Origin of the sequence: Blautia acetigignens (assembly GCF_025566865.1) — a bacterium.
GTDB lineage: Bacteria > Bacillota > Clostridia > Lachnospirales > Lachnospiraceae > Blautia_A > Blautia_A acetigignens.
This window is the reverse complement of the sequence record NZ_JAOQJM010000004.1, coordinates 142,040-165,746: the sequence shown is the minus strand read 5'-3', so window position 1 is coordinate 165,746 and position 23,707 is coordinate 142,040. Positions and strand designations below refer to the sequence as shown.

Genomic DNA, 23,707 nt, shown 5'->3' with positions numbered 1-23,707 from the left:
GGACAGATTATGGGTACAATGACAATTGACGGCAGAAAAGTCGAATTTACAGATGAAAGAAATGTCCTGACCGTTATTCGTAAGGCAGGAATCAATATTCCCACACTTTGTTATCACTCAGAGGTTTCCACCTTTGGAGCCTGCCGTCTGTGTACGGTAGAGGATGACCGTGGAAGAACCTTTGCCTCCTGTTCTGAGGAACCAAGAGACGGCATGGTTATTTATACAAACTCAGGAAAGATTAAGAAATACAGGAAGCTGGTAGTGGAGCTGCTTCTCGCAGCACATTGCCGTGATTGTACTACCTGCGTTAAGAGCGGGGAGTGCGTGCTCCAGGAGCTGGCTCACAGACTTGGGGTACATAATATCCGTTTCCAGAACACAAGAGAGCATTATGAGATTGATGACAGTTCACCATCTCTGATCCGCGATCCAAATAAGTGTATCCTTTGCGGTGACTGTGTACGTGCCTGTGAGGAGCTACAGGGAATCGGTGCCCTGAACTTTGCATACCGTGGAACAGAAGCCATTGTGATTCCGGCCTTCAACAAAAAGATAGCAGAGACACAGTGTGTGAACTGCGGACAGTGCCGTGTATTCTGTCCTACAGGTGCTATTTCCATTAAGACACATATGGACGAAGTATGGGATGCCCTTGCAGATCCGGATGTACGGGTGGTTGCACAGATTGCTCCTGCAGTACGTGTTGCTGTGGGAGATCACTATGGACTGACCAAGGGCCGCAGTGTAATGGGCAAGATTGTCAATGCACTTCACAGAATGGGCTTTGATGAAATCTATGACACCAGCTTTAGCGCGGATCTGACTATTATGGAAGAATCCGCAGAGTTCCTGAAAAGGGTCGAGAATGGTGAGAATCTTCCTCTTCTTACTTCCTGCTGTCCGGCATGGGTGAAATTTATTACTGACCAGTACAAGGATTATATTCCGAACCTGTCTACCTGCAGATCCCCGCAGGGAATGATGTCAGCAGTAATTAAGGAGTACTTCCGTGACCCTGAAAATGCCAAAGGCAAGAGAACGGTTATGGTATCTGTTATGCCATGTACTGCCAAGAAAGCAGAGGCAATCCGTCCAAACAGCTTTACAGACGGAGAGCAGGACACGGATATTGTTATCACGACTACAGAGCTGATTCGAATGATCGACAACTTTGGTCTGGACTTCGGCCAGCTGGAGCCGGAAGCATGCGATATGCCTTTTGGATTTGGTTCCGGCGGCGGTGTGATCTTTGGTGTTACAGGTGGTGTTACAGAGGCGGTTCTTCGTCGCTTAAGCCCGGATCATACCAAGGAGACCATGCGCGAGATCGCAGAGTGCGGCGTGCGCGGCGATGAGGGAATCAAAGAATTTACTATTCCTTACAAGGGAATGGATATTAACATTTGTGTAACTAGCGGACTTGCAAATGCCAGAACGGTTATGGAGCGTGTGAAGAACGGTGAAGCCAATTATCATCTGATCGAGGTTATGGCATGCCGCCGCGGCTGTATTATGGGAGGCGGCCAGCCTGTACGTGCAGGTGACAGGACCAAGGCTGCAAGAGCAAGAGGCCTATACAGCGCAGACAATACCATGCTGATCAAGAAGTCCGACGAGAACCCTATGGTTATGGAACTCTACCAGGGACTGCTCAAGGGCAAGGAGCACAAGCTGCTGCATAATGAGTTTTATTGATTAGAATAATAAAAAGCCCGACTGCATATTATTTAGAGGAAGAGTGTAGGATTATGCGAAGCGGCGGCAGCTATGCCGCCGCAGAACCTTTGAATATCAGGCAGGAGGGCTTTTTCGTATGGAGAATTTTCAGATTTACCGGGATATCCAGGCAAGGACCGGCGGTGATATATACATAGGCGTTGTAGGCCCTGTACGCACCGGGAAATCCACCTTTATCCGCAGGTTCATGGAGCTTGTGGCTTTGCCTGGGATGGATGAAAAAATGCAGAAGGAGGTCCGGGACCAGCTCCCTCTTTCCGGCTCCGGCAAAATGATCACAACTGTAGAACCTAAATTCATCCCAAGAGAGGCAGTGCCTGTAACCCTTGGGGAGGATCTGAAGGTACAGGTTCGCCTGATCGACTGCGTAGGCTTTCTGGTAAAAGACGCTGCAGGAAATATCGAAGACGGAAAAGAGCGTATGGTGAAAACGCCCTGGTTTACAAAAGCCATTCCATTTCACGAAGCCGCCAAAATGGGTACAGAAAAAGTAATCCAGGAGCATTCCATCATTGGCCTTGTGATCACCTCAGATGGCAGCTTCGGGGAAATTCCAAGGGAAAATTTCGTTCAGGCAGAGGAGCAGACAGTAGCAGAACTGAAAAAACAGGGAAAACCTTTCCTCATAGTGGTAAATTCCCAGCTCCCCCACAAGGAGGAAACCAGACAACTTGCAAAGGAACTTCAGCAGAAATATCTGGTACCTGTAGTACCTGTAAACTGTGAACAGCTGAAAAAAGAGGACGTAGCCCAGATTCTGGAAAAAATCCTGTATGAGTTTCCGGTTACCCAGATCCAGTTTTTCGTGCCAAAATGGGTGGAAATGCTGCCTGCTGACCACGAGTTGAAAGCCCAGATCCTTTCCCAGATCAAAGCCTGCATGAAGCGCATGCTCCACATCCGGGACATCACCAGGGAATCTGTAAAGCTGGAAGGCCCCTATGTCCAGGAAACCCTTCTGGATCACGTCAATCTGTCCGACGGCACCGTACAGATCCGCATCCAGGTAAATGACAAGTACTATTACAAAATGCTCAGTGACATGAGCGGAATCCCCATGGAAAGCGAGTACGAGCTGATCCACACCATGAAAGAGCTTGCCGCCATGAAGGAAAAATATGTAAAAGTCCGCGACGCTTTAGATGCAGTGACAGGCAGCGGCTACGGCGTTGTGGTTCCCGAGCTTTCCCAGATTCAGCTGGAAGAGCCTGCGGTGATCCGCCAAGGCAACAAATACGGCGTAAAGATTAAGTCCAAGAGCCCGTCCATCCACATGATCAAAGCCAACATTGAGACAGAAATTGCCCCCATTGTAGGCACCGAGCAGCAGGCTAAGGATCTGATCGCCTACATCGGGGAAAGCGCGTCAAGAGGAGAGAGCATCTGGGAGACCAATATTTTCGGAAAATCTATAGAACAGCTGGTGCAGGACGGTATCCGAAGCAAGCTGGCCTCCATCAGCGAGGAAAGCCAGGCAAAGCTCCAGGATACCATGCAGAAAATCGTCAACGACAGCAAAGGCGGGCTGGTGTGCATTATTATATGACCAGAACCCGCGCAGCCAAAAAGGCAGCGTGCTCTTTCGGGCAGCTGCCTTTTTGTGCGGATCGTTTACATGGAAAAAATACCTACTCCCGTCCATGCTCTTTTTTCCAGCGTGCAAGAAACTCCAGCTGTTCCTGGTCGGAAAGCTGCTGGGAATACGGATCGTTTCCCGCAGCCAGACAGCAGAAAAGTATCAAAACCTGTAATGCAAAAAACAAAATGATAAGTAATATCATACAATCCCTCCTTTTTGCCCCTGAGAGTAGTATTTGCAAATAATATCAATTTATACATTTTATGTCAGGAAAAAGAAAGATTGTATTTTATTTTTAAATAATGAAAGTTAAGCCTGCTTCTTAGCGAGGAAGGACGTAAATGCCATGTGGCGGTCCATCCAGTCCCCTGCGATGCCCACTCCTTTTCCCATGGTGAAAGCGGCGGCTACCGTACCAACGCCAAGTCCTTTGATATGTCCAAGACCGATTCCGGTAAGAAGGGCAGTGACAGCCAGACAAATGACGTCAAAGCTGATCTTGATCTTCGGGTAGGTGATGGAAGTGATCTGGGACAGCTCTCTTGGAAAAAGGTCTGTAGGCACGATTGGCATCTGGCAGCGGTTGGAAAGTGCGATCCCGATGCAGATCAGTATGTAGCTTGCCACAAAGTAAAGCACGCGCCAGCCGATGGCGGTAGGCAGAACATTGATCCACATTTCGTGCACATCCAGCAGCTCACCGAACACAAATCCGACCACGAAGCTGAACAGGTACTGAGGAACAAATTTTTTGCGCAGGATCATCAGTGTCAGCACCAGAAGTCCCTGGAAAATATAGGTCCAGGTGCCAAGTGTGACTGCCGAAAATACGCAGGAAAATGCGTAGGGAACACTGGAGATCGCGGAGATTCCAGTTCCGGAATACAGCATCAGCACAACGCCGAAGCTGTTGATCGCAACTGCAACTAAGAGTGCAAGCTCGCCCCGAAAAACAGGGAGAGATTTTGATGTAGTTTGGTTATTCAAGACAAAAGCCTCCTGTTAAGTTTTTTGACAGAAAATAAGAGGAATATGTATGAATAGACATGTCTAATATTTCCTGCAAACGGTAATTATTATACTACGTATACATGAAAATACAATTGTGTTTTTATTGAAAACCCAATTTTATGGGAAAAATGGAAAGAAAAATAAAGATATTGTCAAAGCAACAGAATTTTGGGGGCAGCAGTGGTATAGTTACAGCAGATTATGAAAAACTAATATATTAGAAAATTCATTTTCACTGAATCAGCTACAACAGGAGGTTTATACTATGGATAAGAGGTGGGGAAAATTAAGCGCTAAAAAGCCCTCCCTCGCCAATGAAAAATATTATCATTTAAATCTCTTGCCAACTCACTCCGATTAGTGTATACTAACCAAAGAGTTAGGAATAGCTAACCTAACGGTGTAAATCATTTGGACTCCTTTTTATTATGACAGAAAGACCGCTGGCATAATAAAAAAGGAGTTCCTTTGAAAAACGAAAGGAGTATACATACCATGGATTACTTAGAAATTGAGAAAGTCATTGGAAGAGAGATTATGGATTCCAGAGGAAACCCTACTGTAGAGGCTGAAGTTTACCTGGTAGACGGAACCATCGGCAGAGGAGCAGCACCAAGCGGTGCATCTACAGGAGAGTTCGAGGCTCTGGAGCTTAGAGATAATGATAAGAGCAGATACCTTGGAAAAGGCGTTACAAAAGCTGTTGAGAACATCAACACCTCCATTAACGATGTGATCGCAGGAATGGACGCATCTGACATTTATGCAATTGACAAAGCAATGATCAAGGCAGACGGAACAAAGGACAAATCCAACTTTGGCGCAAATGCCATCCTTGCTGTTTCCATCGCTTGCTGCCGTGCAGCTGCAGCCTCCCTTGACATTCCGCTTTACCGCTTCCTTGGCGGCATTTCCGGAAACCGTATGCCAGTGCCGATGATGAACATTGTAAACGGCGGCTGCCACGCACTTTCCTCCGGACTTGACGTTCAGGAGTTCATGATCATGCCGGTTGGTGCACCAAGCTTCAAAGAGTGCTTAAGATGGTGCGCAGAAGTGTTCCATGCACTTGCAGCAATCCTGAAATCCAGAGGACTTGCTACCTCCGTTGGTGATGAGGGCGGATTTGCTCCGGCATTAAAATCTGACGAAGAGGCCATTGAGACCATTCTCGAGGCTGTTAAGAATGCAGGCTATGAGCCAGGAAAAGACTTTATGATCGCTATGGACGCTGCTTCTTCTGAGTGGAAGACAGGCAAGCTTGGCGAGTACAAGCTTCCAAAGGCTGGTACTGTTTATACATCTGATGAGCTGATCGACCACTGGAAAAAGCTGGTTGACAAATACCCGATCATTTCCATCGAGGATGCCCTGGATGAGGAAGACTGGGAAGGCTGGAAGAAGCTTACCAAAGAACTTGGCGACAAGATTCAGCTGGTTGGCGATGACCTGTTTGTAACCAATACGGAGAGACTTTCCAAGGGTATTTCTCTTGGATGCGGAAACTCTATCCTGATCAAGCTGAATCAGATCGGTTCTGTTTCTGAGACACTTGAGGCAATTAAGATGGCTCACAAGGCTGGATACACTGCAATTTCTTCCCATCGTTCCGGTGAGACTGAGGATACTACAATCGCAGACCTTGCAGTTGCCCTTAACACCTGCCAGATCAAGACTGGTGCTCCATCCAGAACAGAGCGTGTTGCCAAATACAACCAGCTTCTCCGCATTGAGGAAGAGCTTGGGGATGCAGCTGTTTACCCGGGAATGGGCGCATTCAATGTAAAAAGATAAAGAAAAGCTACGTATTCGATATACCTCTATATAGTGCAAACAAAAAACACCTCCTGCCAGGAAGCATATTTCCTGTCAGGAGGTATTTTAGCTTAATGCTATAAGAATACGTATTTCAGAATAAAGATAACAGCCAGTGCGTACATAAGACCGCTGATCTTTTTATCTTTTGCTTTTCCGGTACATACATTGATGATTACATAGGAGATAACGCCAAGTGCGATACCTTCGGAAATGCTGTACAGGAACGGCATTGCGATGATTGTGATAAATGCCGGAAGAGCTTCTGTAAGGTCATCAAAATCGATCTTTGTAACAGAAGTAAGCATCAAAAATCCAACCACGATCAGAGCCGGAGCAGTTGCAAATGATGGGATTGCAAGGAAGATCGGGGAAAGGAACAGGGAAAGGGCGAACAAAAGAGCGGATACTAAAGAGGTAAGACCTGTACGTCCGCCTTCTGCAACACCGGAAGCACTCTCAACAAATGTGGTAACAGTAGAAGTACCGCACATAGCACCAACTGTGGTACCAACTGCGTCAGAAAGAAGCGCACCTTTGATTTTCGGAAGCTTGCCATCCTTGTCCAGCATATCGGCTTTGGAAGCAACACCGATCAGGGTTCCCAGTGTATCAAACATATCTACGAATAAGAACGCAAACATAATGACAACGAAATCCAGTGAGAACACCCCTGCGAAATCCATCTTCATAAAAGTAGGTGCCATGCTTGGTACGGAAATTCCGTTGGAGAAATCCGGGAGAAGGCTGAAGAAGCCAGCATCTGGATTTGGCACATAAAGTCCTACAAGCTGGCAGAGGATTCCAAGGATCCATGTAATCAGGATACCCCAAAGGATACCGCCCTTTACATTCTTAACAAGAAGAATGGCTGTGATAAGAACACCAAGAAGAGCCAGAAGAACAGTGATTCCCATGTAATTGAAGGAACCGTCTGCAAGAGAGCCCTTAAAGGAAAACATGCTTACCAGTGTGGAATCATTGTTTACAACGATTTTTGCGTTCTGCAGACCGATGAAGGCAATGAAAAGACCAATTCCTACGGAAACAGCATGCTTCAATGTCATAGGAATGGAGTTGAAGATCGCTTCACGCACGTTGGTAAGGGAAAGCAGAATGAAGATAATACCTTCTGCAAATACGGCAACCAGAGCCTGTTCCCAGGAATATCCCATGCCAAGGACTACGGTGTATGCAAAATAAGCATTCAGACCCATTCCAGGAGCAAGGACAAACGGATAATTGGATAACAGCGCCATCAGGCAGGTTGCGATAAAGGAAGACAGGGCAGTTGCGGTAAATACTGCGCCTCTATCCATTCCGGCTGCGGAAAGGATGTTCGGGTTGACTGCAAGAATGTAGGCCATGGTCATGAATGTGGTGATTCCAGCCATTACCTCAGTCTTCACGTCAGTTCGGTGTTCCTTCAGGTGAAAAAGTTTTTCTAGGTTCATAAATGTACCCCCTTCTTTTTACGGCACTTTGTGCCGGATTTTACATTTTAGTGTGCTTGTTAATATATTTCGCCTTATACTTAGAATATACAATAGTCTGATCTTTATACAGTCCGTAATATCCGGAAGCAGCATAGCTGATGGACACTGCGATCAGATAGAAAGAAACGCCCTTAAATCCAAACATTTCAAATGCGATCAGAATCGAAGTAATAGGGCAGTTGGTCACGCCGCAGAATACAGCCGCCATTCCGCAGGCTGCACAAAGAGACGGGGAGAGTCCCACAATCTGTCCCGCCATACATCCAAAGGTCGCTCCTACGCAAAAGGACGGCACGATTTCGCCTCCGCGGAAGCCTGCCCGCATAGTAAGTGCAGTAAGGATCATTTTCCAGAAGAAAGCCATGTAATCCGTCTCTCCGGTCTCAACAGCCTTCTCGATCAGCTCCGCGCCTGCGCCCATGTAATCCGTTGTTCCAAGAAGCAGTGTGATCACAATGACCAGAGCGGCACCAGCCACAACCCGGATGTATTTGTTTGGGAAAAATTTCCCATATAGTCTGGCTGTCTCATTTAAAATAATGCAGAATACAATGCTGATCACCGCGCATCCCAGTGCTGCCACGCCCATTTTCAGCCCGGTTTCCAGATTGAACGCCGGAATGTTCACCACATGGAAGGATTCCGGTGTAACACCCATGCCCGCTGCAAAACGGGAGGCAATCAAAGACGCGATCATACAGGGCATCAGCGCCGTATAGTACATTACTCCCACGCTGACCACTTCCATGGAGAAAACCGCTGCAGCCATAGGCGTGCCAAAAAGTGCGGAGAATGCGGCGCTCATACCGCACATCACGATCACATGACGGTCCTCCTCGTCCAGATGGATCCACCGTCCCAGAAGATTGGCAATGCTTCCTCCAAGCTGGATGGCTGCGCCTTCACGTCCTGCGGAACCTCCTGTCAGATGGGTCAGTGCAGTGGAAACAAAGATCAGCGGTCCGGAAAGCCAGGGCACATCGTCCTGGGAACGCACCGTGGAAAGCACCTGGTTGGTGCCCCCGTCGTCCTTGCCAAGCTTGTCATAAAGAAATACAATGCAAAGGCCGGAGAGCGGCAGCAGATAAAAAATCCACTGATTGGCCTTGCGGTAACTGGTAACTGCCTTTAACACAAAGGAAAACAGTGTGCTGAATGCCCCTGCCACATAGCCTACGATGGCAGCAAGAATCAGCCATTTCAGCAGGTTTCCCATGTCACGGCGAATAGCGCTGGAGTAATAATGAAGCTTGTCCTCCGGTGTCTGTGTATTCTTTTCCATAAGTCTCTTTCATCCCCTTGTTATAAGTAATTTCATTATACTATATGTATGCAGAAAAAGCGATAAAAATTTTTGAGAATTTCAAAAATTGTCTATAAATTTGACGCAGATTTGAAAATGCAAACATAATTTATTATAAGCTTTCTTTTTATTGGGGGAAATGATGGAAAAATCCTTTTATACGGGAAAAGGAGTCGGCGTTTGCATCCTGGATACCGGGATTTATGAGCATATAGATTTTGCAGGCAGGATCTGGGCGTTTTATGATTTTCTTTCTTTTAAAAGACTTCCTTATGACGACAACGGGCACGGCACTCATGTGGCAGGCCTGGCGGCAGGGGATGGCACTGCGTCCATGGGAAAATACAGGGGAGCGGCACCGGGATGCGGGATCATTGCCCTGAAGGTGTTGGACCGCTACGGAAACGGAAGCCAGGAGGACGTGCTGCGTGCCATCCGCTGGATCCGGGAGTACCGGCAGCAGTACCGAATTCGGGTGGTAAACATTTCCGTTGGCACCACCTGCAATTCCAAAAAGGATCATGTACGGCTTGTGGAAAGCGTGGAGCAGCTTTGGGATGAGGGCATGGTGGTGGTCACCGCGGCGGGCAACCAGGGTCCAAGGCCTGGCAGCATCACAGCACCAGGCAGCAGCAAAAAGGTGATCACAGTAGGCTCCAGCGACCTTCTGGAAGGGCGGAGCGCCATCTCCGGAAGAGGGCCTACCACAGAGTGCGTCTGCAAGCCAGATATCGTAGCGCCCGGAAACCGGATCATGTCCTGCGTCCCAGGCAAGCCGTTTTCCTACGGGGTGAAAAGCGGCACTTCCATGTCCACACCCCTGGTCACCGGCGCCATCGCCTGCGCCTTGGAAAAGGATCCCGCCCTTACCAACACGGATATCAAAACCATGCTGATGAACAGCGCAGACGACCTTGGCCTTCCCAGAAACCAGCAGGGCTGGGGACGGTTTAACCGCCGCCGTTTTCTTGGAATGTGAGGAGAATTGTTCCGAGCTTGATAAAGAATTATCACTTTACAGTATAAAAGTACTTGACTGAATCGCTTTAATTGAGTAAAATGGACAGCAAGTATAGTTTCAGAGCCGCTTTTTACAAAAGAAAAGTCAGGCCCCAGCCAACGAGGAGGAAATATCAATGGAAAATAGACGTGTTTCAATGAACCGCCACACTAATCTGCTTCAGTTAGAGGAGCATATGTACCCGCTTGTGGATGTTACCACTCCTAACGTATTCCGAAATCTTTTTCCATATTCCGAAGTACCGAAGATTGCGTTCAACGACAGGGTTGTACCGCATCATATGCCAGATGACATCTGGATCACAGACACCACATTCCGTGATGGACAGCAGTCCAGAGCACCGTACAGCACTGAGCAGATCGTAAGGATCTACGATTATCTGCATAAGCTTGGCGGACCGGAAGGAAGAATCCGTGCTTCCGAGTTTTTCCTTTACAGCAAAAAGGATAGGGATGCAGTAGAGAAATGTATGGAGAGAGGCTACGAGTTCCCGGAGGTTACCAGCTGGATCCGTGCCAACAAGAAAGACTTCCAGCTTGTCCGCGATATGGGTATGAGAGAAACCGGTATCCTGGTAAGCTGCTCTGATTATCATATTTTCTATAAGATGAAAATGACCCGTAAGCAGGCCATGGAGCATTATTTAAGCATTGTCAAGGAGTGCCTGGAAATCGGCGTTTCCGTGCGCTGCCACCTGGAGGACATTACAAGAGCAGATATCTACGGTTATGTCATCCCATTCTGCCTGGAGCTGATGAAGCTTCGCCAGCAGTACGGCATTCCGGTTAAGGTTCGCTGCTGCGATACCATGGGCTACGGCGTCAACTATCCTGGTGCCGTGATCCCACGTTCCGTACCTGGTATTATCTATGGTATTATGGTTCATGCGGGCGTGCCTTCCGAGCTGATCGAGTGGCACGGACACAATGATTTCTACAAGGCAGTGAGCAACTCCACCACAGCATGGCTGTACGGTGCCTGCGGCGTCAACACTTCCTTATTTGGTATTGGCGAGCGTACCGGAAATACACCTCTTGAGGCTATGGTATTTGAGTATGCACAGCTTCGCGGAAACCTTGGCGGCATGGATACCACGGTGATCACCGAGCTGGCAGAGTACTATGAGAAAGAGATCGGCTACCACATTCCGGAGAGAACACCTTTCGTAGGCAAGAACTTCAACGTAACAAGAGCCGGCATCCACGCAGACGGTCTTCTGAAAAACGAGGAAATCTACAACGTATTTGACACTGAGAAATTCCTGAACCGCCCGGTTGAGGTCGCCGTATCCAACACCTCCGGAGCAGCCGGAATCGCCCACTGGATCGACAGCCACTACCGCCTGAAAGGGGAGCAGAAGGTTGACAAGAACAGCGAGCTCGTGAAAATGATCAAAGCCTGGGTAGACAAACAGTACGAGGAAGGACGTGTGACCGTGCTCTGCGACGAGGAGCTTGAGAACATCGTGGCAGAGACTTGCACACGCCTTGGAATTACGTTAAAATAAAATGAAATGAGTGTCAAAAAGGCTTTTGCCACTCATTTGATACCCCGGATTGCTCCGCCGCTATGCGGCTCCCGCAATCCTCCAAATATGAGAAATCCGCTGATTTACTACGTAAATCGCTACTTTCTCATATTTGGCGTGTCGCAAGTTCAAACGCCTTATCGTGCAAGCACGAACGGCTTTTTGACCTTTTGACACTGGTATCATTAAATTACACTTCATATTTAGGAGGATATAATGGGAAAAATTCAGATGCAGACCCCTCTTGTTGAGATGGACGGGGATGAGATGACCAGAATTCTGTGGCAGATGATCAAGGATGAGCTTCTTCTTCCTTTTGTAGATCTGAAGACAGAGTATTATGATCTTGGACTGGAATACAGAAATGAGACAGACGACCAGGTTACCGTAGACGCAGCAGAAGCCACCAAGAAATACGGCGTAGCAGTCAAATGCGCGACCATCACCCCCAACAAGGCCAGAATGTCTGAGTATGACCTGAAGAAAATGTATAAAAGCCCCAACGGAACCATCCGTGCCATCTTAGACGGAACTGTTTTCCGTGCACCCATCGTGGTAAAGGGCATTGAGCCATGCGTCAAGAACTGGAAGAAGCCAATTACCATTGCACGTCACGCTTACGGTGATGTTTACAAGAACACAGAAATGTACATCGACAAGCCAGGAGATGCCATGCTGGTATTTAAAGGAGCAGACGGCGAGGAGAGAAGCGAGCTGATCCATCACTTTGACGCTCCGGGTGTGATCCAGGGCGTTCACAACCTTGACAAATCCATTGAAAGCTTTGCAAGATGCTGCTTTAACTACGCACTGGATACCAAACAGGATTTGTGGTTCGGCGGCAAGGATACCATCTCCAAGACCTACGATGGCAGATTTAAAGAGATTTTCCATGACATCTTCGAGGCAGAGTTCAAGGAGAAATTCCAGGCAGCAGGCATCACTTTCTTCTACAGCCTGATCGATGACGTAGTTGCCCGTGTTATGAAAGCAGAGGGCGGATTTATCTGGGCATGCAAGAACTATGACGGAGATGTTATGAGCGACATGATCTCCTCCGCATTTGGTTCCCTTGCCATGATGACCTCTGTTCTGGTTTCCCCGGACGGCTACTATGAGTATGAGGCTGCACATGGAACTGTTCAGAGACATTATTACCGTTATCTGAAGGGAGAGGAAACCTCCACCAACTCCGTTGCCACTATCTTTGCGTGGACAGGAGCACTTAGAAAGCGTGGAGAGCTGGACAATAACAAGGAGCTTATGGAGTTTGCCGATAAGCTTGAGAAGGCAACCCTTTCCGTGATTGAAGGCGGTCAGATGACCAAGGATCTGGCACTTATTACTACCTTAAAGGATGTAAAGGTTCTCAACAGCCGCGAATTTATTGTGGCAATCAGAGAGAAGCTTGAGAATATGTAAAAAGAAAACAGGAGCAGCTTTGGAAAATGAATTCCAATTCTGCTCCTGCTTTTCTTTGTATAAAAGGAGACTGGCAGTTTTACGCCAGCTCCTCCCATCTCTCATAAAGCCCTTCCAGTTCTTCTGCAATTGCCGCTTTTTCCCTGCTTAATTTGGTGCATTCGGCTACATTGGTACAAACATCCGGAAGAACCATAGTCTCGTCAATTTCCTTGTCCCTGGTTTCCAGCTCCTCAATGCGAGCCTCCACCTTCTTAAGCTCATTCTCACGCTTACGCTTTAGAGCCTGCTCCTCTTTTTGCTGTTGCCAGGTCAGCTTGGTTTCAGAAACCGCTTCCTTTATCTCTTGTGCAGCAGTTTCCTGTGCAGGAGCATAGATCTGGGTCATTTCATCCTTCTTTTCCAGATAGTAATCGTAATCCCCAATGTAATTTACAATGGCCTGATTGGTCAGATCCATGATCCTGGTAGCTGTCTGGTTAATAAAATAACGGTCATGGGAAACATACAGCACCGTACCGGTATAGCTGTTCAGTGCCTCCTCAAGGATCTCCTTGGAAGCAATATCCAGATGGTTGGTAGGCTCATCCAGGATCAGGAAGTTCGCCTCGGAAAGCATAAGCTTGGCAAGGGAAACACGACCACGCTCGCCACCGGATAAAGAAGAAATCAGCTTAAACACATCATCCCCTGTGAAAAGGAAGGCTGCAAGCATATTGCGGATTTCTGTCTCAGTCAGAGTCGGATAGGTGTCAGAAATCTCCTGGAAAATAGTTTTCTCCATATGAAGCACATGGTGCTCCTGATCATAGTATCCGATCTGCACCTTGGAGCCAAGGGCAAAACGACCTGCATCAGCCTCCACGATTCCGTTGAGAATCTTCAAAATGGTGGTCTTGCCAGTTCCGTTGTTTCCAATAAGAGCCACACGCTCTCCACGCTTGATCTCAAAGCTGATATCCGTAAACAGGATCTGTCCCGGGAATGCCTTGGAAAGGCCTTCTACAGTAAGCACATCATTTCCGCTGATAAATCTTGGTTCCAGGGAAATGCGCATCTGGTTGTCAATTTCAACAGGCTTTTCGATCCTCTGGATCTTATCCAGCATTTTCACACGGCTCTCTGCTCGCTTAATGGATTTCTCCCGGTTAAAGGAGCGCAGCTTTGTGATAACTGCTTCCTGATGCTTGATTTCACGCTGCTGGTTCAGATAGGCCTTGTACTGGGCATCGCGAAGCATGGCCTTCTTAAGGGCGTAGGCGGAATAATTGCCATCGTACATGCGCATCTGTCCGGCTTCGATCTCCACGATTTTGGTAACCACCTTATCCAGGAAATAACGGTCGTGGGAAACGATAAATACGGCTCCTGGATAGTTGAGAAGATAGGTTTCCAGCCAGGCAATGCTCTCCATATCCAGATGGTTGGTAGGCTCATCCAGAAGCAGGATGTCCGGCTTGGAAATCAGAAGCTTGCCAAGAGCCACACGGGTTTTCTGACCACCTGAAAGGTTCTCAATCTGCTTGCTGTAATCCTCTTCCTCAAAGCCAAGACCCTTAAGCACGCCTACGATCTCGCTTTTGTAGGCGTAGCCGTTCTCCAGCTCGAACTGATGGGTCAGACGGGTATAGCTGTTCATAAGGCTCTCCAGCTTTTCTCCGGCCACATATTTCATTTCCTGCTCAAGGGTACGGATCTTCTCCTCCATATCCAGAATGTACTGCTTGGTGGTCAACAGCTCTTCGTAGATGGTGTGATGGCCGTGAATGTCCTGATACTGGGCAAGATAGCCGATCTTTTTGTCCTTTGCAATAACCACATTACCGGAATCTGCGGAAATCTCCTGCATGATAATGCGAAGGAGAGTGGTCTTTCCGGCACCGTTATTGCCGATCAGGGCAGCCTTTTCCCGTTCTTCTATGTGAAAAGAGGCATCCTGCAAAATGACCTTCTCCCCAAAGGATTTGCAGATGCTCTGACATGATAAAATCATAAGTTCCTCCTTAACTGTAGGTGCTGGATGTGGGCAGATATAATCATTCCTGCCGTCATCCAGACCCTTATTCTTAATATTATACTTGAAATCCTGCATTTTTGAAAGAATAATTGTCGAATTACAAAAAAATATGCAAAAATTTGTAAGACTGCACAAGTAATCCCATGAAAGCACTGAAAAATATAGTATTTCTGCATTTTCTGCTTATTACAAACTTATCGCCATTTATCGTAAAATATCGTATTTTGATGTTAAATTGGTGTAGTAATTGGTACAGTAACGGAAAATCAGATAGCTTTTATGCTCTTTTTTTGTCCTTTTTTCTAAATTACACATGAAGTTTATGTGATAGGCAAAAAGTTATCTATGAGAAAATTAGCTTTAAGCGATGAAAATTTGTATAAACAAAAAGTTACACAAAATATAAGCACATTTAGAAATATAATATTAGCAATAATTGTATGTACTGAAGATAGGTAGGTCTGTTTAGGATTGCCCTTTATAGAATTAGAAATTGAAGAATTTCCACCTGTTTTTATAGGGAGACATTAATTATGGAAAATCTAAATGCTTTTCTTTGACACAGTTTATCGCGCAAACCTATGGGATTATGCCAGGGTACCACATGAATAAGGCGCATTGGATATCTGTGATATTAGATTGCTCTGTTGGAGATGGTAAAACGCTGGATTTTTTAGATATGAGTTATGATTTAACTGATACGGGAAGAAAATAATTTTTTTAAATACCCTTTAGGAATAGAAATAAACCTAAAGGGTATTTTCCTCTTAAGCGACATACAAGGGAGGGTTTGGTAGTTTCTATCTTAAGAGGGAAGCTTCCTGGTTGCAGTAAATACATCTGTATTTTCCACTGGAGGACAATTTAAAGATGTGCTCACAGTTTGCTTCCGTACTGGTAATGCAGCGGGGATTTTTGCATTTGATTACATTTTTTAAGGTTCTTGGCGGAACAGGGTGGTATTTTTTTACCACCTTTCCATCACAGATCACGATCAATGTGACACCCTCATTTAAGTAACCAAGGACTTCAAGACGCTTAGGCTCTGTAAGTCCTTCTATTTTAATCAGATCTTTACAGCCATATTTTTCACTTCTTACCGACTGCAGAAGAGCAACGGACTGCTTCTGGGAGTCCAGTTCCAGGAGCTTGTAAATATCCATTCCTTTTCCAGCCGGGATATGGTCGATCACAATTCCGTTTTGGATAGATTCAATCTTTAACATTACAGCACCGTCCTTCCTGTCAGCGGATCCGGGACTTCAAGCAGAGCCATGATCAATGCCATACGGATATATTTTCCGTTCTGCACCTGGTCAAAATAAGCGGCTCTTGGATCCTGGTCCACGTCTGTGGCAATTTCGTCCACCCTTGGGAGAGGATGGAGAACCGGCATATCCGGCTGTGCCAGATTTAACTTTTCCTGGTTCAAAATATAGGTATCCTTTAACCGGACATAATCTTCCTCGTTAAAGAAACGCTCTTTTTGAACCCTTGTCATATAGAGCACGTCCAGCTTTGGAAGGGTTTCCTCCAGACTGGTGACTTCTTTGTAAAAAGACTGGTTTGGCTTTAACGTTTCTTCAACTACGTAATCCGGAATCTTAAGCTCCTCCGGGGAGATGAAGTAGAACTCATTTCCAGGATGACGTACCAGGCTGTTTACCAGGGAATGCACGGTTCGTCCAAATTTCAGGTCACCGCAAAAGCCTACTGTTAAATGATCCAGATGCCCTTTTCTCTGGCGGATGGTCATAAGATCAATCAGTGTCTGGGTAGGATGGTTATGTCCTCCATCACCGGCATTGATAACAGGTACTGTGGCGTACATGGATGCGCGAAGGGGTGCACCTTCCTTGGGATGGCGCATTGCAATGATATCTGCATAGCAGCTTACCACCCGGGCAGTATCCGCTACCGTTTCTCCTTTTGTGGCACTGGACTGTTCAGCCCCGGCAAAGCCAAGGGCTTTTCCGCCAAGGCTTAGCATGGCAGATTCAAAGGAAAGACGGGTTCTGGTACTTGGCTCATAAAAAAGAGTGGCAATCTTTTTCCCATCTGCCACATGGCTGTACACTTCCGGATTTTCTGCAATGCGGTCTGCCAAATCCAGAACTTTTGTAGTTTCTTCAAGGGTAAAATCAAGTGGATCGATCAAATGTCTCATAACCAGGCTCCTTTTGTTAAAAACTGATCCCGTCTGGCTCCGACGGAAATAAACTGGATCTCATGGTTCAAAAGCTGTTCCAGAATACGGATGTAGGATTTGGCCTTCTCCGGAAGCTCATCATAAGTCCGGCAGCTGGAAATATCGCAATCCCAGCCCGGGAGCATTTCTATTACCGGCGTATAACTTTCCAGTTCCTCCATAGGATCAAAGTCCATTACTATAACTCCATCCTGTTTGTAGCCTGTAATCACAGGAATCTCTTTCATGGAACTTAACACATCCATTTTGGTCAGTGCAATTATATCTGCATTCTGGCATTTTAATCCATAACGGCTGGCTACGGCATCAAAGGGCCCAACCCTGCGGGGACGGCCTGTGGCAGCACCATATTCGCCGCCCGCTTTTCGAAGCTCTTCTTCCCAGGCATCGGACATTGCTTTTTCTGCTACAAAGGGACCGGCACCAACACAGGTAGAATATGCTTTTAAAACGCCCACCACATGATCCAGGGATTTTCCCGGAATTCCGGCACCGATAGGGCCATAGGCAGAAATGGTAGAGGAACTTGAGGTATAGGGGAAAATACCATAATCAATATCCCTCATGGCGCCAAGCTGGGCTTCCAGCACTACCTTTTTGTCCTCTGACAGTGCCTGTTCCAGAAACTCACCCGTGTCTGCAATATAGGGACCAAAGAGTTCAGCCTGTTCCTCACACCAGGTAAGAAGTGCAGGGTAGGACATGGGCTCCTGATGGTAGCAGCCTGCAAGCTCCAGGTTCTTTGCCTCCAGCATGGTTTTTAATCTGGCTTTTACGGAATCCTCTTTTAAATGCAGCAGATCCCCAAGACGAAGGGTTTTCTTACGGTACTTGTCACTGTAGGCATAGGCGATTCCACGGCGGGTAGAGCCAAAGGCGCTGTCGGTTTTTGCCAGCCGGTTTTCTTCTAACTCATCCTGTACCTTGTGCCATGGCATGGAGATCGTGGCACGCTTTGAAAGCTTCAGATGATCCGGTGTAACCCGGATTCCTTTTTTCTCTATTTCATGGATTTCCCGGGAAAGATGTTCCAGATCGACTACCATTCCGTCCCCGAGGACACATACCACACCTGGATGTAAGATACCAGATGGGAGAAGATTTAAGACAAATTTACCCTGGTCGGTGACCACTGTGTGACCTGCGTTGTTGCCGCCCTGGTAGCGGACGACCACATCTGCCTGCTCCGCTAAAAGATCGATCACACGTCCTTTTCCTTCATCGCCCCAGTTAATACCGGTTACTGCTGTAAGCATTTGTTCCTCCTTTGAAAACTGTCCGGGCTGCCATATTACAATGAACAGCTTTTGGCCCTGTCACAGTGTTCTTTTTTATTCGGGTACATAATACGCTTGACGCAGGAATAAGTAAAAACTATAATTGATATAGTTGGAATAAACATATGATATGTCAAAAGAAAAGGAAAAATATTATGGACGTAAATTTCGAATATTACAAAATTTTTTATTATGTGGCAAAATACCACAACTTTACCAAGGCAGCCCAGGCTTTAAACAACAGCCAGCCTAACATCACCCGGGCCATGAACTGTCTGGAACAGCAGCTGAATACCACTTTATTTATCCGTACTAACCGTGGGGTACAGCTTACCCCGGAAGGAGAACGGCTTTATACCCATGTGCTTGGTGCAATGGAGCAGTTCCAGGCTGCAGAAGAGGAGCTGGCGGACAGCTCCGGGCTTTCCCACGGAAGTGTAGCCATTGGCGCCAGTGAAACTGCCCTGAATATTTTTCTGTTAGACAAATTAAAAAACTTCCATATGACTTATCCGGGAATCCGGCTGAAGCTTTATAACCATTCTACCCCGGAAGCCATTGAATCCGTAAAAAGTGGAAAGATCGATTTTGCAGTAGTTTCCACTCCGGCAGAGGTGGATTCCCCGTTGAAACAGATCATGCTCATGCCCTTCCAGGAGATCCTGGTTGGCGGTACCACGTTTACCGCCCTTGGAAGCCAGGAGCTTTCTCTTCGGGAGGTAAAGAACTATCCGCTGATTTCTCTTGGACGGGAAACTATGACCTATAAATTTTACAACAGTGTATTTTTATCCCATGGCCTGGATCTTTCCCCGGATACGGAAGCCGCCACTGCGGACCAGATCCTGCCGCTGGTAAAATGTGAACTTGGCCTTGCCTTTTTGCCCCAGCCAATGGCAGCCCCATCCCTTCTGAAAAAAGAAATCGTACAGATCCCACTAAAAGACGAAATCCCGGAGCGTCAGATCTGTCTGGTGTATGACAGCCAGCATCCTATGGGCGCTGCGGCAAGGGAATTAAAAAACACAATTGTAGCTGGGCGGGTTTAAAACCAGCGTATGGAGAAAATTTTAGTGAGTTGTAAAAAACTTGGAGGAGGTATCCTATGGATTACATCAAAGAAGCAAAAAAACTTGGGTTTTCAAATGCGGCAATCATGGATACACAAAAACTTGTGTTCAAACCGGAATATCGAAAGTTTTGTGAAGAAAATCAGTGTGGATGTTACAACGTGAATCCCGCCTGTCCACCTGAATGCGGAACAGTAGAATCTATGAAACAAAGGGTATTCGCCTATGAAAAAGCGCTTATTCTCCAGACGATACAAAACAAGGATATGGACTACAAAATGGCGAAGCTTGCGCACAATAAACTCACCGAACAGCTGGCCTCTAAAATAATGGAATCTGGAAATACAGACCTGCTGATCATGTCCGCTGGTCCTTACAGGCACCATTCCTGCATGTCCGCCTACTGTGTTGATGCCCAGGAAATGGCAGATGCGGTGGGAATGATCTGCTGGGGGACCGATGATAAGATACGGTATTTTTCACAAATTTTATTTCATGGAAACTTGTAATGGAAAACACATACAACGGTCAATGATATGGCAGACATAAAAATATGATATGAAAGAGAAAATTTTCATTCTATTGCGGTATGACTATAACAATGCTATAATCCCTCCTGAAAAGAGATAAGTACAGCTCTCATCATGATCCAAACAGAAAAAGAGGCGTTTTAGTATGAAAACAGTTTTACCAAGAGAACATGCTGTAGAAGATATTTTTTCCAAAATCCTGGCTTCCCCGGAGGCATCAAGAAGACTTCGTGAAGTGTTTTACCAGTATCTGGATGATGAACATATGCTGGTGGATGAGGATCCGGACCACTTTTTGCAGGTACTCTTTCACGCTTACCAGAACGGGGATGTAAGTGCCCTTCTTCTGGAATTGTGCGGAAAAAGTATGTTTGATCTGCTCCGCGAAGCCTATCTGATCCCAAGAAAATTCCACGGAAAGGCAGGAGAGAATCCGGTCCTTCTTACCAATGTGGAAGGAGAGCTTCTTAAAGATGCTGGAAAGATGGTTTCCGCCCATGACTATGGAAAATTTAAGGAAACCTTTGACCGGCATGAATGTGTACCAAGATCCAGACTTTACCTGGCAGATGGATATGACATTGTACGCTCTTACACGGATGGGCTGGAAATTAAAGAGGAAAAAGAAGAGCGCCAGCGTGGGATTTTAATCCTCTATGCACTTCCGGATACCTGCAAGCTGGGGCTTACAGAGGCGCAGGCCTATGCGGTTGTATGGAAGACTTTCCAGGAGATCCAGCAGGCAGCACCCCGTGCAGTGGTTTTTTATGGACAGGAGACCGGCGTAAAAAAAGAAAATCCAGAGAAACCCTTTGATGAACTTGGCGTTTTGCTTCCCATCCATGAATTTGAAAAGAAAATGCTCCAGCATATGGAGGAAATTGACGGGATCGTCCTTGCCTGCAGGGAGCGGATGATGGAACTTGCAGGAAATGACAGCCTGAAATTATAAAGGGACTTTTCGGAAGGAAGTGGGCTTATGCAGCCAGAGATGGTCAGAAAAAATCATATGGACGTGGAGTGGCATGAATACACCGATGCAAATGGCCAAAATACCCCCGTTATAAATGCAAGCATCACCGAAAAGGCTTCCATTATCGGACGTGTGGGGATCATGTTTTTATCCTGTGGGACTGGAGCCTGGAGGGTCCGAAGCTCCATGAATGCCCTGGCCGAAGCAATGGGAATTACCTGTACCGCAGATATCGGACTGATGTCCATTGAGTACACCTGTTTTGACGGGGAAAACGGCTTTACCCAGTCTTTATGCCTTACCAATACAGGGGTGAATACGTCAAAGCTGAACCGGCTGGAGCATTTTATCCGTAACTTTGAAACAGAGGGAAAAAACATGTCCGGGGAAGAGCTTCACAGCTATCTGGATGAGATTGAAAGGATCCATGGCCTTTATTCCCCGGCAGCCCTGGGACTGGCTGCCGCCATTGCATGCTGTGGATTTACCTTTCTTTTAGGCGGAGGACCAGTAGAGATGTTTTGTGCTTTTATTGGAGCAGGACTTGGAAATTTCCTTCGCTGCAAGCTGACCAAGCATCATTTTACTTTGTTTCTGGGTATTGTTACATCTGTCTCCCTGGCATGCTTTGTATATGCAGGATTATTAAAATTAGGGGAAATCCTGTTTGGGATTTCCATTCAGCATGAAGCAGGATATATCTGTGCCATGCTTTTTATCATCCCTGGCTTCCCCTTTATTACCAGCGGAATCGACCTGGCAAAGCTGGATATGCGTTCTGGTATGGAAAGGCTTACTTATGCACTGATTATTGTCCTGGTAGCCACTATGTCTGCCTGGATCATGGCCATGCTTCTTCACTTACAGCCGGTGGATTTTATAAAGATCCATATGTCTGCTGCAATGTGGATTCTCACACGGCTTATTGCAAGCTTTTTCGGCGTGTTCGGTTTCTCCATCATGTTTAACAGTCCGGTAAGGCTTGCCTGTTCTACGGCAGTACTTGGTGCAATTGCAAATACCCTGCGGCTGGAGCTTGTGGATCTCGCCACCTTACCTCCGGCAGTGGCCGCATTTATCGGAGCTCTGACAGCTGGGCTTCTGGCCTCCCTTCTGAAAAATAAGGTGGGCTATCCAAGGATTTCCGTGACAGTGCCTTCTATTGTGATCATGGTACCGGGGCTTTATTTATACCGTGGATTTTATAACCTTGGAATCATGTCCTTATCCCTTTCCGCATCCTGGTTTGCAGCTGCGCTTCTGATCATTGCAGCACTTCCGCTGGGACTGATCTTTGCAAGGATTTTGACAGATAAGGCGTTTCGGTATTGTACCTGACTTGAATTGCAAACAGGTGCAAGCTGCTAAACCGGTCCGGCAAAAGGAGGTGGCTGATATGTTAAGTATGATTTCCTATGCTGAAGAAAACGGCGAAAAAAAGGCGAAAACCGCTTAGGGACGCTTATGAATATGATAGAGAAGTATATTGCGGATAAAATAACATCTTTATGTGAAAAACGTGATATCAGTAAATACAGATTATCACAGTTTTTTCAGGAAGGTAATTCGGAGAATCTGACAGAAAAACAGAAAGAAGTTCTAAGGGTTTGAAAAATCATTCCTGCAATCTGCACGCCCCACTTTGCGGTATATTTCACCCGAATTCGGCCTACGTAGCCCGGATGTTTTCCTTGTGCAAAGCGGAGTAAGGGGGTATAATAAAATCAGTTTTTTGTATAATTTTAAAAGCTATAATAAGGAAATCGGCAAACCAGATGAAAATTTGGGACGCAAAGCTACAGGACCTGTAAAATGGTAGCCAGTTGCATAAAGTGAGGTGCACTGTCTGTTTGGCAGTGCTTTTATTATAACATGAATTATTAATAGTACATGATAGGTAATTGCGAAACAAGTTCGCAATCCTGATTAAAAAGCGGTAAGAATCCTGCAACGCAGAATTCTTAAGATGAAAAGTAGGTGCTTTTAAATTTAGACATGACTAAAAGACTTCCCAGATAAACTGCGAAGTCATGAGATGGATGCTTTTGTATCTCTGGAGGAATCCATCTGGTCTGAATAGGGAATATCTTCGGTTACTACTATTGGCAAATCGGGCATATATTTTGCAATAAATAAAGAGTCCTTTTTTTAAGGCAGATCTGTATAAGAAGTACTTTACGCTTGAGTATAATCGGAGTCTTACAGGCGGAGAAAAATCCTGGGTGAAAGAAAAACTTACGGGTATGCTGGCAGAATATATCTCTTATGCCAAAGACTGTCTGGGGAATCAGACACTGAAATTTAAGATACAGGACTGCAATGATTATGATGAAATGCTTCAGGCACTGATATATGATAACGATCAAGACTTCAAGAGTGTTCCACTTACAAATATACTCGTACTTTTAAGAAAGGCAAGAAAAGCAGAAGCTGTCGCAAAATGTCATCGGGAACTTATGATCTGATACTTATGGATATCCAGATGCCAAACATGGATGGCTATCAGGCAACCCAGTGTATCCGGCATTTAAATGATAAAAAGAAGGCAGAGATCCCGATCATTGCCATGACAGCAAATGCTTTTGAGGAAGACAAAAAAGAGCATTTGATGCGGGCATGAATGAACATATAGCGAAACCCATTGATATTGAGAAACTGAGAGTGGCCATTCTTTCTGTATTGAATAAACAGAAAAACTGACAGACTGGGAAGAACA

General features: G+C 46.3%; 21 protein-coding genes, 1 pseudogene and 1 riboswitch. Of the genes and pseudogenes, 13 read left to right on the top strand and 9 right to left on the bottom strand.

The window, feature by feature from the left end; genetic code table 11:
- Window positions 1-9: 9 nt before the first annotated feature.
- Together OCV70_RS07320 and spoIVA are read left to right on the top strand one after the other, a co-directional pair.
- A complete protein-coding gene (locus OCV70_RS07320; RefSeq protein WP_195587312.1) occupies window positions 10-1,698 on the top strand; it encodes a [FeFe] hydrogenase, group A in 1,689 nt (562 codons plus the stop codon).
- 118 nt (window positions 1,699-1,816) lie between these two features.
- Window positions 1,817-3,286 (top strand): stage IV sporulation protein A, encoded by a 1,470-nt coding sequence (gene spoIVA / locus OCV70_RS07315; protein ID WP_195587313.1) that lies wholly within the window; start codon window positions 1,817-1,819, stop codon window positions 3,284-3,286.
- A gap of 82 nt (window positions 3,287-3,368) precedes the next feature.
- On the opposite strand, the gene OCV70_RS07310 is transcribed toward spoIVA, so the two are convergent.
- Both OCV70_RS07310 and OCV70_RS07305 read right to left on the bottom strand, forming a co-directional pair.
- The gene (locus OCV70_RS07310) at window positions 3,369-3,521 is read right to left on the bottom strand and encodes a hypothetical protein (protein ID WP_021924544.1); all 153 of its coding nucleotides are present in this window, start codon (window positions 3,519-3,521) and stop codon (window positions 3,369-3,371) included.
- 107 nt (window positions 3,522-3,628) lie between these two features.
- Complete coding sequence (locus OCV70_RS07305) at window positions 3,629-4,306, bottom strand: DUF6198 family protein (RefSeq protein ID WP_021924543.1); 678 nt, start codon at window positions 4,304-4,306, stop codon at window positions 3,629-3,631.
- A 519-nt stretch (window positions 4,307-4,825) separates the two neighbouring features.
- Between OCV70_RS07305 and eno the strand changes: the two genes are divergently transcribed.
- Window positions 4,826-6,124 carry a phosphopyruvate hydratase gene (gene eno, locus OCV70_RS07300; RefSeq protein ID WP_021924542.1) on the top strand — a complete coding sequence of 433 codons (1,299 nt, stop codon included), beginning with the start codon at window positions 4,826-4,828 and terminating at the stop codon, window positions 6,122-6,124.
- 98 nt (window positions 6,125-6,222) lie between these two features.
- On the opposite strand, the gene OCV70_RS07295 is transcribed toward eno, so the two are convergent.
- Both OCV70_RS07295 and OCV70_RS07290 read right to left on the bottom strand, forming a co-directional pair.
- On the bottom strand, window positions 6,223-7,599 hold the full coding sequence (locus tag OCV70_RS07295) for an NCS2 family permease (RefSeq protein ID WP_021924541.1): 1,377 nt from the start codon (window positions 7,597-7,599) through the stop codon (window positions 6,223-6,225).
- A 40-nt stretch (window positions 7,600-7,639) separates the two neighbouring features.
- Window positions 7,640-8,923, bottom strand: a complete 1,284-nt coding sequence (locus OCV70_RS07290; RefSeq protein WP_021924540.1) for a chloride channel protein — start codon at window positions 8,921-8,923, stop codon at window positions 7,640-7,642.
- Window positions 8,924-9,086: 163 nt separating this feature from the next.
- On the opposite strand from OCV70_RS07290, the gene OCV70_RS07285 reads away from it, so the two are divergent.
- The 3 genes from OCV70_RS07285 to OCV70_RS07275 all read left to right on the top strand — a co-directional run bounded on the left by OCV70_RS07285 (window position 9,087) and on the right by OCV70_RS07275 (window position 12,915).
- Window positions 9,087-9,923 carry a S8 family peptidase gene (locus OCV70_RS07285; protein ID WP_195587364.1) on the top strand — a complete coding sequence of 279 codons (837 nt, stop codon included), beginning with the start codon at window positions 9,087-9,089 and terminating at the stop codon, window positions 9,921-9,923.
- Window positions 9,924-10,080: 157 nt separating this feature from the next.
- A complete protein-coding gene (locus tag OCV70_RS07280) occupies window positions 10,081-11,472 on the top strand; it encodes a hypothetical protein (protein ID WP_021924538.1) in 1,392 nt (463 codons plus the stop codon).
- Window positions 11,473-11,709: 237 nt separating this feature from the next.
- Window positions 11,710-12,915 (top strand): NADP-dependent isocitrate dehydrogenase, encoded by a 1,206-nt coding sequence (locus tag OCV70_RS07275; protein ID WP_021924537.1) that lies wholly within the window; start codon window positions 11,710-11,712, stop codon window positions 12,913-12,915.
- A gap of 79 nt (window positions 12,916-12,994) precedes the next feature.
- Here the strand turns inward: OCV70_RS07275 and abc-f are convergent, their stop codons facing one another.
- From abc-f to OCV70_RS07250, 4 genes are all read right to left on the bottom strand, one after another.
- Complete coding sequence (gene abc-f / locus OCV70_RS07270) at window positions 12,995-14,908, bottom strand: ribosomal protection-like ABC-F family protein (protein ID WP_117849743.1); 1,914 nt, start codon at window positions 14,906-14,908, stop codon at window positions 12,995-12,997.
- 824 nt (window positions 14,909-15,732) lie between these two features.
- Window positions 15,733-16,158, bottom strand: coding sequence for an aspartate carbamoyltransferase regulatory subunit (locus OCV70_RS07260; protein ID WP_117849746.1), 426 nt, complete (start codon window positions 16,156-16,158; stop codon window positions 15,733-15,735).
- The gene (pyrB, locus tag OCV70_RS07255) at window positions 16,158-17,099 is read right to left on the bottom strand and encodes an aspartate carbamoyltransferase (RefSeq protein ID WP_117849748.1); all 942 of its coding nucleotides are present in this window, start codon (window positions 17,097-17,099) and stop codon (window positions 16,158-16,160) included. Before pyrB ends, OCV70_RS07260 begins: the two co-directional genes overlap by 1 nt.
- Entirely contained in the window at window positions 17,096-18,397 is a 1,302-nt protein-coding gene (locus OCV70_RS07250) for an adenylosuccinate synthase (RefSeq protein WP_117849750.1), read from the bottom strand. The genes pyrB and OCV70_RS07250 overlap by 4 nt, the downstream gene beginning before the upstream one ends.
- Before the next feature lie 176 nt (window positions 18,398-18,573).
- Here OCV70_RS07250 and OCV70_RS07245 point away from each other — a divergent pair, with 176 nt between their 5' ends.
- The 4 genes from OCV70_RS07245 (at window position 18,574) to OCV70_RS07230 (ending at window position 22,329) form a co-directional block, all read left to right on the top strand.
- Window positions 18,574-19,467, top strand: coding sequence for a LysR family transcriptional regulator (locus OCV70_RS07245; RefSeq protein WP_117849752.1), 894 nt, complete (start codon window positions 18,574-18,576; stop codon window positions 19,465-19,467).
- Window positions 19,468-19,523: 56 nt separating this feature from the next.
- Window positions 19,524-19,997 carry a DUF2284 domain-containing protein gene (locus tag OCV70_RS07240; protein WP_117849756.1) on the top strand — a complete coding sequence of 158 codons (474 nt, stop codon included), beginning with the start codon at window positions 19,524-19,526 and terminating at the stop codon, window positions 19,995-19,997.
- 166 nt (window positions 19,998-20,163) lie between these two features.
- Window positions 20,164-20,970, top strand: a complete 807-nt coding sequence (locus OCV70_RS07235) for a DUF4866 domain-containing protein (protein ID WP_117849759.1) — start codon at window positions 20,164-20,166, stop codon at window positions 20,968-20,970.
- 27 nt (window positions 20,971-20,997) lie between these two features.
- Window positions 20,998-22,329 (top strand): threonine/serine exporter family protein, encoded by a 1,332-nt coding sequence (locus tag OCV70_RS07230; protein WP_186901868.1) that lies wholly within the window; start codon window positions 20,998-21,000, stop codon window positions 22,327-22,329.
- A 215-nt stretch (window positions 22,330-22,544) separates the two neighbouring features.
- Here OCV70_RS07230 and OCV70_RS19675 read toward each other — a convergent pair whose 3' ends face one another.
- Window positions 22,545-22,649 carry a DUF6783 domain-containing protein gene (locus tag OCV70_RS19675; protein ID WP_317259455.1) on the bottom strand — a complete coding sequence of 35 codons (105 nt, stop codon included), beginning with the start codon at window positions 22,647-22,649 and terminating at the stop codon, window positions 22,545-22,547.
- Here OCV70_RS19675 and OCV70_RS19670 point away from each other — a divergent pair.
- The 3 genes and pseudogenes from OCV70_RS19670 to OCV70_RS07220 form a co-directional block, all read left to right on the top strand.
- Window positions 22,620-22,700: a DUF6783 domain-containing protein gene (locus OCV70_RS19670; RefSeq protein WP_317259456.1), complete on the top strand. Its 81-nt coding sequence runs from the start codon at window positions 22,620-22,622 to the stop codon at window positions 22,698-22,700. The genes OCV70_RS19675 and OCV70_RS19670 overlap by 30 nt on opposite strands.
- 46 nt (window positions 22,701-22,746) lie before the next feature.
- Window positions 22,747-22,822: riboswitch (cyclic di-GMP riboswitch) on the top strand.
- A 391-nt stretch (window positions 22,823-23,213) separates the two neighbouring features.
- Entirely contained in the window at window positions 23,214-23,456 is a 243-nt protein-coding gene (locus OCV70_RS07225; protein ID WP_021926635.1) for a hypothetical protein, read from the top strand.
- Window positions 23,441-23,691, top strand: a pseudogene (locus OCV70_RS07220) (response regulator); the annotation flags it as partial. The gene OCV70_RS07225 and the pseudogene OCV70_RS07220, both read left to right, overlap by 16 nt.
- Window positions 23,692-23,707: the final 16 nt, after the last annotated feature.

Coding starts and splice junctions, on each gene's coding strand:
- OCV70_RS07320 (WP_195587312.1), top strand. CDS start 10: ATGGGTACAATGACAATTGACGGCAGAAAAGTCGAATTTACAGATGAA.
- spoIVA (WP_195587313.1), top strand. CDS start 1,817: ATGGAGAATTTTCAGATTTACCGGGATATCCAGGCAAGGACCGGCGGT.
- OCV70_RS07310 (WP_021924544.1), bottom strand. CDS start 3,521: ATGATATTACTTATCATTTTGTTTTTTGCATTACAGGTTTTGATACTT.
- eno (WP_021924542.1), top strand. CDS start 4,826: ATGGATTACTTAGAAATTGAGAAAGTCATTGGAAGAGAGATTATGGAT.
- OCV70_RS07295 (WP_021924541.1), bottom strand. CDS start 7,599: ATGAACCTAGAAAAACTTTTTCACCTGAAGGAACACCGAACTGACGTG.
- OCV70_RS07290 (WP_021924540.1), bottom strand. CDS start 8,923: ATGGAAAAGAATACACAGACACCGGAGGACAAGCTTCATTATTACTCC.
- OCV70_RS07285 (WP_195587364.1), top strand. CDS start 9,087: ATGGAAAAATCCTTTTATACGGGAAAAGGAGTCGGCGTTTGCATCCTG.
- OCV70_RS07280 (WP_021924538.1), top strand. CDS start 10,081: ATGGAAAATAGACGTGTTTCAATGAACCGCCACACTAATCTGCTTCAG.
- OCV70_RS07275 (WP_021924537.1), top strand. CDS start 11,710: ATGGGAAAAATTCAGATGCAGACCCCTCTTGTTGAGATGGACGGGGAT.
- abc-f (WP_117849743.1), bottom strand. CDS start 14,908: ATGATTTTATCATGTCAGAGCATCTGCAAATCCTTTGGGGAGAAGGTC.
- OCV70_RS07260 (WP_117849746.1), bottom strand. CDS start 16,158: ATGTTAAAGATTGAATCTATCCAAAACGGAATTGTGATCGACCATATC.
- pyrB (WP_117849748.1), bottom strand. CDS start 17,099: ATGAGACATTTGATCGATCCACTTGATTTTACCCTTGAAGAAACTACA.
- OCV70_RS07250 (WP_117849750.1), bottom strand. CDS start 18,397: ATGCTTACAGCAGTAACCGGTATTAACTGGGGCGATGAAGGAAAAGGA.
- OCV70_RS07245 (WP_117849752.1), top strand. CDS start 18,574: ATGGACGTAAATTTCGAATATTACAAAATTTTTTATTATGTGGCAAAA.
- OCV70_RS07240 (WP_117849756.1), top strand. CDS start 19,524: ATGGATTACATCAAAGAAGCAAAAAAACTTGGGTTTTCAAATGCGGCA.
- OCV70_RS07235 (WP_117849759.1), top strand. CDS start 20,164: ATGAAAACAGTTTTACCAAGAGAACATGCTGTAGAAGATATTTTTTCC.
- OCV70_RS07230 (WP_186901868.1), top strand. CDS start 20,998: ATGCAGCCAGAGATGGTCAGAAAAAATCATATGGACGTGGAGTGGCAT.